Below are 10,924 nucleotides of genomic sequence, written 5' to 3' on the forward strand. Positions count from 1 at the left end.
GTGGTGAGGTCGGGGGTGTAGCCGGCGAACCAGGCGGCCTTGTCCTCCTCGGCGGCGCACAGAACGGCGGCGGGGWCAACGGCGGCCCCCAGGGCGGCGACAACACCGGCGGCAACGGCAACGGCGGAGGAAACGGGGGCGGGAACACCCAGGGCCCGGACGGCTACGGCTTCGCCCCCGGCAACCGGGGCACCCCGGCACCGGGCCCCGCCCCCGCCTCCGGCCCCGGTCAGTGACCCGAGGTCGCCTTCAGCCCCACGACGGCGACCAGCAGCAGACAGACGAAGAATATCCGGGCGGCGGTCACCGGCTCGTTCAGCACCACCATGCCGAGCACCGCCGCCCCGGCCGCACCGATGCCGACCCACACCCCGTACGCCGTACCGATCGGCAGCGTTTTGGCCGCATGGGACAGCAACACCATGCTCGCCACGATCCCGAACCCCGTGAACACACTCGGCCACAGCCGGGTGAACCCCTCGGTGTACTTCATCCCGATCGACCAGGCCACTTCCAGCAGACCGGCGACAACGAGCAGGACCCACGCCATGACGGCACCTCCGACGAGACAGAACACGCGATCAACACAGGTGCGTCGTCTTTGCGAAACCCGGTACGGCGCGTCTCGTCGGGGTGGTCCCACCGTAGCAAAGAACAGGCAAAAGGCCCGGTGACGTCGGTCACCGGGCCGAATGCCCATCATCATGAACAGGGACGACGGAACGGGTGGAGCGGGCGGAACAGGACGGGGCGGGGCGGGGCCACGGACACGGCCCGGCACCGACAGCCCCAACGCCTACGGCTCCGGCAGCCCCGGCGCCCTACGACTCCGGCAGCCCCGGCGGCTACAGATACAGCCCGGTCGAATCCACCGAACCCTCGAACCGGTCCGCCGCCACCGCGTGCAGGTCCCGCTCGCGCATCAGCACGTACGCCACGCCCCGCACCTCGACCTCCGCCCGGTCCTCGGGGTCGTACAGCACCCGGTCGCCCGGCTCCACCGTCCGTACGTTCTGACCCACCGCGACCACCACGGCCCAGGCCAGCCGACGGCCGACCGCAGCGGTCGCCGGAATCAGGATGCCGCCACCCGAACGCCGCTCGCCCTCGGGCGTATCGGACCGGACCAGCACACGGTCGTGCAGCATGCGGATGGGCAGCTTGTCGTCGGTGTTCTCGCTCACGCCCCGCAACCTACCTGTCCGTCGCGACTCCGCACGCCTCCGGGGTGCGCGGACCGCCGCCTCAACGCTTCCGGCGCCGCTTCGACGCCACCACCAGACCCACGACGCCCACCCCGAGCAGCGCGGCCGGGATCACCCGCTCCAGACGCGGGGCGCCGTCCTCCGACACGAACTGCGCCTTCACGTCCGACACCGCCCGGTTCACCGCGACGAACGCCCGCCCGGCCGTCCGGTCCACGGCCTCGGCAGCCCTGGCCTTCGCATCCTCAATGATCGTCTTCGGGTGCACGCGCACCCCGATCTCATCGAGCACCACCGCAAGCTGCTCACGCCTGCTGATGATGTCCGCCTCGATCTGCGCAGGGGTCCTGGCATCCGACACTGCGCCGCCTCCGTGGTCGTCGTCCGGTAAACCTTCGTCTGAATCTTCATCGACAGTCTGTCAGCTCGACCGTCCGCACACTCGGCGGCACCCCTATTGCTCCCCGGGTCGTTACGCTCGGTCCCGTCATCACCCCGTGCCACCCGAGGAGAACCATGAGCGAGCGACTCCAGCCCGGCGACACCGCCCCCGCCTTCACCCTGCCCGACGCCGACGGCAACGGGGTCTCGCTCGCCGACCACAAGGGCCGCAAGGTCATCGTCTACTTCTACCCGGCCGCCCTCACCCCCGGCTGCACCAAGCAGGCCTGCGACTTCACCGACAACCTGGAGCTGCTCACCGGCGCCGGGTACGACGTCATCGGCGTCTCCCCCGACAAGCCCGAGAAGCTCGCCAAGTTCCGCGAGAAGGAGAACCTGAAGGTCACGCTGGTCGGCGACCCCTCCAAGGAGACCCTTGAGGCGTACGGCGCCTTCGGCGAGAAGAAGCTCTACGGCAAAACGGTGACCGGCGTCATCCGCTCCACGATCGTCGTCGACGAGGACGGCAAGGTCGAACGGGCCCTCTACAACGTCCGGGCCACCGGCCACGTCGCCAAGATCATCAAGGATCTCGGCATCTGATCCGGACGCCGCCCGGTTTGCGGCCGCCATGACCGAGCAGAAGCCTGTCCTGGAAGAGTCCTCCAGGAAAGGACCGGCCATGGCGGCCACCGACCCCCACCGGGCGGCCGACCCCGCAGCGGTCAGACGCCACCCCACCCTCTTCCGCGCCATCCGGCAGCGGAGGAACCCGAGGCTGCGCAGGTCGGACATCACCATCACCGACGACCAGGCGGTCAAGCGGGCGGTGAAGGCGGCCTCGCTCGGCAACGCCATGGAGTGGTTCGACTTCGGGATCTACTCCTACCTGGCCGTCACCCTGGGCCATGTCTTCTTCCCGTCCGGGAACGACACCACCCAGCTCCTCTCCTCGTTCGCCACCTTCGCCGTCGCCTTCCTCGTACGTCCCCTCGGCGGAATGTTCTTCGGCCCCATGGGCGACCGGATCGGCCGCAAGAAGGTCCTCGCCCTCACCATGATCCTGATGGCGGTCGGCACCTTCGCGATCGGCGTCATCCCCTCCCACGACTCCATCGGCCTCTGGGCCCCCGTGCTGCTGATCTTCTTCCGCCTGGTCCAGGGCTTCTCCACCGGTGGCGAGTACGGCGGCGCGTCCACCTTCATCGCCGAGTACGCCCCCGACAAGCGCCGCGGCTACTTCGGCAGCTTCCTCGAATTCGGCACCCTGGCCGGCTACGTCGGCGCCGCCGGGCTCGTCACCGCGCTGACCGCCGTCCTCGACCCCGCCCGGATGGACGCCTGGGGCTGGCGCATCCCGTTCCTCGTCGCGGGCCCCCTCGGCCTGGTCGGCCTCTACCTGCGGCTGCGGCTGGACGAGACCCCCGCCTTCCAGAAGCTGGAGGGCGGCACCGTCCACACCTCGGAGGCCGCCGACCACGTCGAGACCACCACCAAGGGCGACCTCGCCAGGATCTTCCGGCAGTACTGGCCGTCACTGATCCTCTGCGTCTGCCTGGTCGGCGCGTACAACATCACCGACTACATGCTGCTGTCGTACATGCCGACCTACCTCTCCGACGAGCTCGGCTACAGCGAGACCCACGGACTGCTCGTCCTGCTCGCCGTCATGGTCCTCCTGATGCTGATCATCAACCAGGTGGGCAGGCTCTCCGACCGCTTCGGCCGCAAACCGCTCCTGATGAGCGGCATGCTCGGCTTCCTCCTCCTCTCCCTGCCCGCGTTCCTCCTCATCCGCCGGGGCGGCGTCCCCGCCATCACGGCGGGCATGCTGATGCTGGGCCTCTCCCTCGTCTGCATGCTCGGCACGATGTCCGCCGCCCTCCCGGCCCTCTTCCCCACCCCGGTCCGCTACGGCTCCCTCTCCGTGGGCTACAACCTCTCCGCCTCCCTCTTCGGCGGCACGACCCCGCTGGTGATCACGGCACTGATCAGCTGGAGCGGAAGCAACCTGATGCCGGCCTTCTACGCGATGGCCGCGGCCCTGGTCGGCGCGATCGCCGTGGCCTGCATGGAGGAAACCGCCCAACAACCCCTGGCCGGCTCCCCGCCCTCGGTGGAGACCCACGAGGAAGCAGCCGAACTGGTCGCGTCCCGGGCCCCCGAACCGAAGTTCTGACCCGGACGCCCCCACCCACCGGAATGACCCCCGCTGCTTCAACCTTCCTCGAAACGGCACAGACCATTCCACATCTTGTCGGATATCGGACGTGACGCCCCGATAAACGGCTCGTTGATCCGTACGAGGCCACGAACGTGCGGCCGGATATGGAGGGGAAACATGGGGGCAAGTCCGTACACACGAGAGCGGCTGGAGTCGGCTGCCTCGTCATCGCGAACGCTGTCCGAAGCGCTGGCGAAGCTCGGGGTCGATCCGAAGAGCCCGACGAGGCGATACGTCGTTGCCCGCATGAGAAAGATGGGCATCGGCACCGGGCACTTCGAGCGCGAGGGCGCGCGCTGGACGAGAGAGGTCCTGGAGCCCGTGATCGCCTCCTCGACAAACATGTGCCAGGTGCTGCGAGCTCTCGGCCTCGATGTGGTGGGCGGCCATCACACGCACATCAGCCGCCGGGTGAAGGCCCTCGGGATTGACACTTCCCATTTCGCGCCGACCTCCAGGAAGGGAAAGAAACAGCGCCGCAGCCCCGAGGAACTCCTCGTCGCCCAGCACCCCTCCGACGCCCGCCGGGTACCGGGAGATCGACTCAAACGAGCCCTGGTCACCATCGGCATCGAGCAACGCTGCGTGATGTGCGGTACCGAGCCCTTCTGGCGCGGCCGACCGCTCCCACTCGAAGTCGATCACATCGACGGCGACTGGCGGAACAACCACCCCGGGAACCTGCGTTTCCTCTGCCCCAACTGCCACTCGGTTACGGACACTTACCGCGGCCGCGGCAAGGCGCGACGCAACTCGCCCGCAGGAGCGGCGCAGTGAGCACCGGCACCCGATACACACGCGAACGGCTGGCTGAAGCAGCTGAGAAGTGCAACGGCATCGACGAGGTCATCGCATTCCTGGGCACACGTCCTTACGGCCACCTCCGCCGGTATCTTCTCAGGCGTTTCGAGCATTTCGGCATCGACGTCTCGCACTTCCGCAGCCATGTCCGCCGCAGAACCGGGCCACGCCCTTCCCGGACGGAGCTCGCCGAGGCCGTCGCCGGGGCCGTCTCCGTGGCGGGCGTCCTCCGGCTGCTGGGTCGCATCGACACCACGAGAGAGCGGAACCGCCTGCAGAACTGGGTGGCCGAGGACGGCCTCACCATCACCCACTTCCTGGGCCAGGGCCATCAGCGGGGACGAGCCGGCCCCACCCCGCTGAAGACCGCCGAGCACGTGCTGCTCAAGCACAACGGCGAACGCCGCACGAAGACCGTCCTGCTCCGTCGCGCCTTGCTGGAGATCGGCGTCCCGCAGGAATGCGCCGAATGCGGAACCGGCGCCACGTGGCAGGGCAAACCGATGACACTTGAAGTCGATCACATCAACGGCGACTGGAGCGACGACCGCGCCGAGAACCTGCGGCTTCTGTGTCCGAACTGCCACGCCGTCACGGCCACCTGGTGCCGCGGGGGCCGCCGCGGTGCGTGTTGACAAACCCGCTCTCCCGTTTGGCACCTTGCCGGATACGATGATGCGGCGGGCGGCCGTGTCGGAATGGCAGACGAGCGGCGCTTAGAACGCCGTGGGAGAAATCCCGTGTGGGTTCGAATCCCACCGGCCGCACATACTGATGGGCCGCCCTCGATCGGGCGGTCCATCGGCATGTCTCACCCCACCAACTCCCGCACCACCGGCACCAGTGCCCGGAACGCCTTGCCGCGGTGGCTGATCGCGTTCTTCTCCGCGGGGGTCAGTTCCGCGCAGGTGCGGGTCTCGCCCTCGGGCTGGAGGATCGGGTCGTAGCCGAAGCCGTTCGTGCCGGAGGGGGCGGGGCGCAGGGTGCCGGTGAGGCGGCCCTCGACCACGCGTTCCGTTCCGTCGGGGAGGGCGAGGGCGGCGGCGCAGGCGAAGTGGGCGCCGCGGTGGGCCCCGTCGATGTCGGAGAGCTGGGCCAGGAGCAGGTCCAGGTTGGCCTTGTCGTCGCCGTGGGTGCCGGCCCAGCGGGCGGAGAAGATGCCGGGGGCGCCGCCGAGCACGTCCACGCAGAGGCCGGAGTCGTCGGCGATCGCGGGGTGGCCGGTGGCCCTGGCCAGGGCGTGGGCCTTGAGCAGGGCGTTCTCGGCGAAGGTGACGCCGGTCTCCTTGACGTCGGGGATGTCGGGGTACGCGTCCGCGCCGACGAGCTCGTGGGTGAGGCCTGCGTCGGCGAGGATCGCGTGGAGTTCGGTGATCTTCCCGGCGTTGCGGGTGGCGAGGATGAGGCGGGTCATGTCACCCAGTATCGGGGGTGCTCCGAGTGCCGCCCGGGGTGGTCAGGGGGTGCAGACCTTGCCGATCTCCTTGGCCGCGTCGGCGACCGGGGTGATGTCGGGGGTGGCGTCGCCCTTGTCGATGGAGTCGCGGACGTTGCCGACGCCTTCCTTGAGGTCGTCGACGGCCTTGCCGAGGTCGGCGTTGTCGGTCTCGTCGCCGAGCTTGCCGAGTTCCTTCTCGATCTCGTCGAGGGCTTCGGACGCCTGGGTGGGGTCGCTCGCCACGTTGGAGACGGCCTGCTGGAGGTTGTCGACGCTGGTGGCGATGGCGTCGGCGGTGCGGACGCAGTCGAGTGCCTTGTCGACGGCGGCGCAGCCGGTCGCCGCGGTGAGCCCGAGCGCGAGTGCGGTCAGGGTCAGTGCGACGGTGGCGCGGCGGCGGGCGGTCTTGGCCATGGTGCGGTTCCTCCCCGGGGACGGATATGTGGACGGGCGCACGGTTCGAACCGTGCGCCCGTGTTCATAACGACGCGGGGCGACGCGTGCAAGGTTGCTTCGTCAGTCGCCGAGAGTGCGGGCGAGGGCCTCGTTCTGAAGGATGGTCAGGTCCGCGCAGCCGGCGGTGGCGAGGTCGAGGAGGGCGCCCAGTTCCTTGCGGTCGAAGGGGGTGGCCTCGGCGGTGCCCTGGACCTCGACGAAGCGGCCGTCGCCGGTGCAGACGACGTTCATGTCGGTTTCGGCGCGGACGTCCTCCTCGTAGCAGAGGTCGAGGAGGGGGGTGCCGTCGACGATGCCGACGCTGATGGCGGAGACGGTGTCGGTCAGCGGCTTGCGGCCGTGCTTGACGATCTTCTTGCGCTGGGCCCAGGCGACGGCGTCGGCGAGGGCGACGTAGGCGCCGGTGATGGCGGCGGTGCGGGTGCCGCCGTCGGCCTGGAGGACGTCGCAGTCGAGGACGATGGTGTTCTCGCCGAGGGCCTTGTAGTCGATGACGGCGCGCAGGGACCGGCCGATGAGGCGGCTGATCTCGTGGGTGCGGCCGCCGATCTTGCCGCGTACGGATTCGCGGTCGCCGCGGGTGTTGGTGGAGCGGGGCAGCATCGAGTACTCGGCGGTGACCCAGCCCTCGCCGCTGCCCTTGCGCCAGCGGGGGACGCCCTCGGTGACGGAGGCGGTGCAGAAGACCTTGGTGTCGCCGAAGGAGATGAGTACGGAGCCTTCGGCGTGCTTGCTCCATCCGCGTTCGATGGTGACGGGACGGAGCTGTTCGGGGGTGCGGCCGTCGATACGAGACATGGCGTCGACCCTATCGGGTGCGGGGTGGGCGGCCGTTCGGGTGTGTATCGGGTGCCGGTGCTCACTGCGCCGCTCCTGCGGGCGAGTTGCGTCGCGCCTTGCCGCGGCCGCGGTAAGTGTCCGTAACCGAGTGGCAGTTGGGCAGGACCGCCCGGTACCGCCACAGGCCCCGCCCACCCCCGGCCGGGGCCTGTGGCGGTACCGGGCGGTCCTGCTCAGCCGGGGGTGCGGCGGCCGGTCACATCATGTCTTCGATGTCGGCGGCGATGGGGTCGGCGTCGGTGCCGATGACGACCTGGATCGCGGTGCCCATCTTGACGACGCCGTGGGCGCCGGCGGCCTTGAGCGCGGCTTCGTCGACCTTGCTCGCGTCGTGGACCTCGGTGCGGAGGCGGGTGATGCAGCCTTCGATCTCGTCGATGTTGTCGATACCGCCGAGCCCGGCGACGATCTTCTCAGCCTTGCTGGCCATGGACTTCTCCTTGGTTCTTCACATGCGTGCGACGGCCCACCATGGGTCCGTTTCGTCACCGTAACGCACGTTTGGCCCAGCTTCGCGAGCGAGTGACTGGACCGTCCTCAATGATGACGATCACTGGCGCCCTGTCTTCCAGGCGGGTTACGCACCGTACCTCAACTGGTCTACACCATTCTGCGACGACTGCCGAACGCGCCTCGTTCCGGGAGGATGCCGATGAGCTCAACCAGCGCCGAAGTACCGCGGAAGACCTGGTGGAACGGCTTCTTCCAGGGCCTTCAGAAGATGGGGCGCAGCCTCCAGCTCCCGATCGCGGTGCTGCCCGCGGCGGGCATTCTCAACCGGTTGGGCCAGCCGGACGTATTCGGTGACGAGGGGCTGGGCTGGAACAACGTCGCCAAGGTGTTCGCGGCGGCGGGCGGCGCGCTGCTCGATTCCGGGCTCGGCCTTCCGCTGCTGTTCTGCGTCGGTGTCGCGATCGGCATGGCGAAGAAGTCGGACGGTTCGACCGCGCTCGCCGCGGTGGCCGGTTTCCTCGTGTACTACGCGGTGCTGCACGCCTTCCCGGTGGACTGCGCCCCGGGCGAGACGTTCACCTCGGGCGGCACCTGGTTCGGCACTTGTGTGACCGAGGACGCCAAGGTCACGGCGGCCGCGTACCAGAATCCCGGAGTGTTCGGCGGCATCGTGATGGGGTTGCTGTCCGCCTGGTTCTGGCAGCGGTACCACCGGGTCAAGCTGGTGGACTGGCTGGGCTTCTTCAACGGCCGCCGGCTCGTCCCGATCATCATGGCGTTCGTCGGTCTGCTCTTCGCGGCGCTGTGCGCCTGGCTGTGGCAGCCGATCGGTGACGGTCTGACGAGCTTCTCCAAGTGGCTGGCGGACCTGGACTGGGTGGGCTCGGGCATCTTCGGTGTCGCCAACCGCGCACTGCTGGTCGTCGGGCTGCACCAGTTCCTGAACACCTTCATCTGGTTCCAGTTCGGCGACTTCACCAAGCCGGACGGGACGGTCGTGCACGGTGACATCAACCGGTTCCTGGCGGGCGACCCGACGGCCGGCCAGTTCACCTCGGGCTTCTTCCCGATCATGATGTTCGCCCTGCCCGCGGCGGCGCTGGCGATCTACCACTGCGCCAAGCCGAACCGCCGCAAGGCGGTCGGCGGCATGATGCTCTCGGTCGCCCTGACGTCGTTCGTGACGGGCATCACCGAGCCGATCGAGTACTCGTTCCTCTTCGTCGCGCCGCTGCTGTACGGGATCCACGCGGTGCTCACGGGTGTCTCGATGGCGGTGACCTGGGCGCTGGGGGTCAAGGACGGCTTCAGTTTCTCCGCGGGGCTGATCGACTACGTCATCAACTGGAGTCTGGCGACCAAACCCTGGCTGATCATTCCGATCGGGCTGGCGTTCGCCGCCGTGTACTACGTGATCTTCCGGTTCGCGATCACCAGGTTCGACCTCCAGACGCCGGGACGCGAGCCCGACGAGCTGGAGGAGGAGATCGAGAGGAACCTCACGAAGTAGCACGTCGGCCGGGTCGGTGACCCGGTCGACGAAGGCCCCCGGACCGTGTGGTCCGGGGGCCTTCGCCATGTCGCCGAACGTGTGGTGTTGCTCATGCGAAGCAATCCGGAATCGCTGGTTCCTTATGTGGCGCTCACCGTGTTACAACTGGTCTACACCACTGAGTGGTCCAGACCACGTGGCGCTCTGCCGCGTTCTTCGAGTCGCCGCCTCCCCCCGTCAGAGATCCGGGCGGCGCCTTGTCCAATGGAGGAAGTTGATGTCCACGGCAGACACCGCGTCCGCGGTCACCAAGAAGAAGGGCGCCGGCGTGATGGCGGTCATGCAGCGCATCGGCCGCAGCCTCATGCTGCCGGTCGCGGTGCTGCCCGCAGCGGCCCTCCTGGTCCGGCTCGGCAACGAGGACATGCTCGGCCGGGAGTCGTTCCCGGGCTTCATCACCAGGATCGCGACCTTCATGGCCGCGGGCGGCAACGCGATCCTCGACAACATGGCGCTGCTGTTCGCCGTCGGCATCGCGATCGGCTTCGCCAAGAAGTCCGACGGTTCGACCGCGCTCGCGGCCGTCACCGGCTACCTGGTCTTCCAGAAGGTGCTCGCCACCTTCACGGACAGCAACCTGCCGCAGGTCGCGACGGTCGTCGACGGCAAGGTCGTGATGGCGGACGCCCCCGTGGACGCCAAGGTCCTCGGCGGTGTGGTGATGGGCCTCGTCGTCGCGCTGCTCTACCAGCGGTTCCACCGCACGAAGCTGCCGGCCTGGGCGGGCTTCTTCGGCGGCCGCCGCCTGGTCCCGATCCTCTCCGCCTTCGCGGGCCTGGTCATCGGCATCGTCTTCGGTTACGTCTGGCCGGTCCTGGGCACCGGTCTGCACAACTTCGGCGAGTGGCTGGTCGGTTCCGGCGCGGTCGGCGCGGGCATCTTCGGTGTCGCCAACCGTGCGCTGATCCCGGTCGGCATGCACCACCTGCTGAACTCGTTCCCGTGGTTCCAGGCCGGTGAGTTCGAGGGCAAGAGCGGCGACATCAACCGCTTCCTGGCCGGTGACCCGACGGCCGGACAGTTCATGACCGGCTTCTTCCCGATCATGATGTTCGCCCTTCCGGCGGCCTGCCTGGCGATCGTGCACTGCGCCCGTCCGGAGCGCCGCAAGGTCGTCGGCGGCATGATGTTCTCCCTCGCGCTCACCTCGTTCGTGACCGGTGTGACCGAGCCGATCGAGTTCACGTTCATGTTCATCGCCCCCGTCCTGTACGCGGTCCACGCGGTGCTCACCGGGGTGTCCATGGCCCTGACCTGGGGGCTCGGGATGAAGGACGGCTTCGGCTTCTCGGCCGGCCTCGTCGACTTCGGGCTGAACCTGGGCATCGCGAGCAAGCCGTGGATGCTGGTGCTGGTCGGCCTCTGCTTCGCGGCGGTGTACTACGTGGTCTTCCGGTTCGCGATCACGAAGTTCAACCTGCCGACCCCGGGCCGCGAGTCCGACGAGGAACTCGCCGAGCTCCTCAGGGCCGAGGCCAAGTAGGTCCCGCGACCACCACGCGCTCCGCGCGGCGAAGCCCCTCATCTCCCCGGGCGGGAGGTGAGGGGCTTCGCCGCGTCCGGGACCCGCGGGC

The 10,924-nt window shown here is 68.8% G+C and carries 13 protein-coding genes, 1 tRNA gene, 1 pseudogene and 1 riboswitch; of the genes and pseudogenes, 8 read left to right on the top strand and 7 right to left on the bottom strand.

Annotated elements, in window-relative coordinates; translation table 11 throughout:
* Positions 1-236 (top strand): annotated as a pseudogene (locus EAO76_RS45495) (FHA domain-containing protein); the annotation flags it as partial.
* Here the strand turns inward: EAO76_RS45495 and EAO76_RS25045 are convergent.
* From EAO76_RS25045 to EAO76_RS25055, 3 genes are all read right to left on the bottom strand, one after another.
* Complete coding sequence (locus tag EAO76_RS25045) at positions 230-550, bottom strand: multidrug efflux SMR transporter (RefSeq protein WP_148838170.1); 321 nt, start codon at positions 548-550, stop codon at positions 230-232. The pseudogene EAO76_RS45495 and the gene EAO76_RS25045 sit on opposite strands and share 7 nt — an antisense overlap.
* A 39-nt stretch (positions 551-589) precedes the next feature.
* Positions 590-661: riboswitch (guanidine-III (ykkC-III) riboswitch) on the bottom strand.
* A 184-nt stretch (positions 662-845) separates the two neighbouring features.
* Positions 846-1,184 (bottom strand): co-chaperone GroES, encoded by a 339-nt coding sequence (locus EAO76_RS25050; protein WP_030923137.1) that lies wholly within the window; start codon positions 1,182-1,184, stop codon positions 846-848.
* A gap of 61 nt (positions 1,185-1,245) precedes the next feature.
* Positions 1,246-1,566, bottom strand: a complete 321-nt coding sequence (locus EAO76_RS25055) for a DUF3618 domain-containing protein (RefSeq protein WP_148838171.1) — start codon at positions 1,564-1,566, stop codon at positions 1,246-1,248.
* A gap of 155 nt (positions 1,567-1,721) precedes the next feature.
* Between EAO76_RS25055 and bcp the strand changes: the two genes are divergently transcribed.
* The 5 genes from bcp to EAO76_RS25080 all read left to right on the top strand — a co-directional run bounded on the left by bcp (position 1,722) and on the right by EAO76_RS25080 (position 5,378).
* Positions 1,722-2,189 carry a thioredoxin-dependent thiol peroxidase gene (gene bcp / locus EAO76_RS25060; protein ID WP_148838172.1) on the top strand — a complete coding sequence of 156 codons (468 nt, stop codon included), beginning with the start codon at positions 1,722-1,724 and terminating at the stop codon, positions 2,187-2,189.
* A gap of 79 nt (positions 2,190-2,268) precedes the next feature.
* On the top strand, positions 2,269-3,765 hold the full coding sequence (gene proP / locus EAO76_RS25065) for a glycine betaine/L-proline transporter ProP (RefSeq protein ID WP_148838173.1): 1,497 nt from the start codon (positions 2,269-2,271) through the stop codon (positions 3,763-3,765).
* A 162-nt stretch (positions 3,766-3,927) separates the two neighbouring features.
* Complete coding sequence (locus EAO76_RS25070) at positions 3,928-4,587, top strand: HNH endonuclease signature motif containing protein (RefSeq protein WP_148838174.1); 660 nt, start codon at positions 3,928-3,930, stop codon at positions 4,585-4,587.
* Positions 4,584-5,246 carry an HNH endonuclease gene (locus tag EAO76_RS25075; protein ID WP_148838175.1) on the top strand — a complete coding sequence of 221 codons (663 nt, stop codon included), beginning with the start codon at positions 4,584-4,586 and terminating at the stop codon, positions 5,244-5,246. The genes EAO76_RS25070 and EAO76_RS25075 overlap by 4 nt, the downstream gene beginning before the upstream one ends.
* Positions 5,247-5,295: 49 nt before the next feature.
* Positions 5,296-5,378, top strand: a tRNA-Leu gene (locus EAO76_RS25080).
* A 44-nt stretch (positions 5,379-5,422) separates the two neighbouring features.
* On the opposite strand, the gene rdgB is transcribed toward EAO76_RS25080, so the two are convergent.
* From rdgB to EAO76_RS25100, 4 genes are all read right to left on the bottom strand, one after another.
* A complete protein-coding gene (gene rdgB / locus EAO76_RS25085) occupies positions 5,423-6,025 on the bottom strand; it encodes an RdgB/HAM1 family non-canonical purine NTP pyrophosphatase (protein ID WP_148838176.1) in 603 nt (200 codons plus the stop codon).
* Between the two features lie 42 nt (positions 6,026-6,067).
* Positions 6,068-6,463: a hypothetical protein gene (locus EAO76_RS25090; protein ID WP_148838177.1), complete on the bottom strand. Its 396-nt coding sequence runs from the start codon at positions 6,461-6,463 to the stop codon at positions 6,068-6,070.
* A gap of 102 nt (positions 6,464-6,565) precedes the next feature.
* A complete protein-coding gene (gene rph / locus EAO76_RS25095; protein ID WP_148838178.1) occupies positions 6,566-7,303 on the bottom strand; it encodes a ribonuclease PH in 738 nt (245 codons plus the stop codon).
* A gap of 238 nt (positions 7,304-7,541) precedes the next feature.
* Positions 7,542-7,775, bottom strand: coding sequence for a glucose PTS transporter subunit EIIB (locus tag EAO76_RS25100; protein WP_148838179.1), 234 nt, complete (start codon positions 7,773-7,775; stop codon positions 7,542-7,544).
* A gap of 222 nt (positions 7,776-7,997) precedes the next feature.
* Here EAO76_RS25100 and EAO76_RS25105 point away from each other — a divergent pair, with 222 nt between their 5' ends.
* Together EAO76_RS25105 and EAO76_RS25110 are read left to right on the top strand one after the other, a co-directional pair.
* Positions 7,998-9,308: a PTS transporter subunit EIIC gene (locus EAO76_RS25105; RefSeq protein WP_148838180.1), complete on the top strand. Its 1,311-nt coding sequence runs from the start codon at positions 7,998-8,000 to the stop codon at positions 9,306-9,308.
* A 259-nt stretch (positions 9,309-9,567) separates the two neighbouring features.
* Entirely contained in the window at positions 9,568-10,833 is a 1,266-nt protein-coding gene (locus EAO76_RS25110; RefSeq protein WP_148838181.1) for a PTS transporter subunit EIIC, read from the top strand.
* The last annotated feature ends 91 nt before the right edge of the window (positions 10,834-10,924 follow it).

The organism is Streptomyces sp. sk2.1, assembly GCF_008120935.1.
Taxonomy (GTDB): domain Bacteria; phylum Actinomycetota; class Actinomycetes; order Streptomycetales; family Streptomycetaceae; genus Streptomyces.

Bases quoted from the DNA above. Each gene is read 5' to 3' on its own strand.
- rdgB (WP_148838176.1), bottom strand. From the start codon at position 6,025: ATGACCCGCCTCATCCTCGCCACCCGCAACGCCGGGAAGATCACCGAA.
- EAO76_RS25110 (WP_148838181.1), top strand. From the start codon at position 9,568: ATGTCCACGGCAGACACCGCGTCCGCGGTCACCAAGAAGAAGGGCGCC.
- EAO76_RS25100 (WP_148838179.1), bottom strand. From the start codon at position 7,775: ATGGCCAGCAAGGCTGAGAAGATCGTCGCCGGGCTCGGCGGTATCGAC.
- EAO76_RS25090 (WP_148838177.1), bottom strand. From the start codon at position 6,463: ATGGCCAAGACCGCCCGCCGCCGCGCCACCGTCGCACTGACCCTGACC.
- EAO76_RS25105 (WP_148838180.1), top strand. From the start codon at position 7,998: ATGAGCTCAACCAGCGCCGAAGTACCGCGGAAGACCTGGTGGAACGGC.
- bcp (WP_148838172.1), top strand. From the start codon at position 1,722: ATGAGCGAGCGACTCCAGCCCGGCGACACCGCCCCCGCCTTCACCCTG.
- proP (WP_148838173.1), top strand. From the start codon at position 2,269: ATGGCGGCCACCGACCCCCACCGGGCGGCCGACCCCGCAGCGGTCAGA.
- rph (WP_148838178.1), bottom strand. From the start codon at position 7,303: ATGTCTCGTATCGACGGCCGCACCCCCGAACAGCTCCGTCCCGTCACC.
- EAO76_RS25045 (WP_148838170.1), bottom strand. From the start codon at position 550: ATGGCGTGGGTCCTGCTCGTTGTCGCCGGTCTGCTGGAAGTGGCCTGG.
- EAO76_RS25070 (WP_148838174.1), top strand. From the start codon at position 3,928: ATGGGGGCAAGTCCGTACACACGAGAGCGGCTGGAGTCGGCTGCCTCG.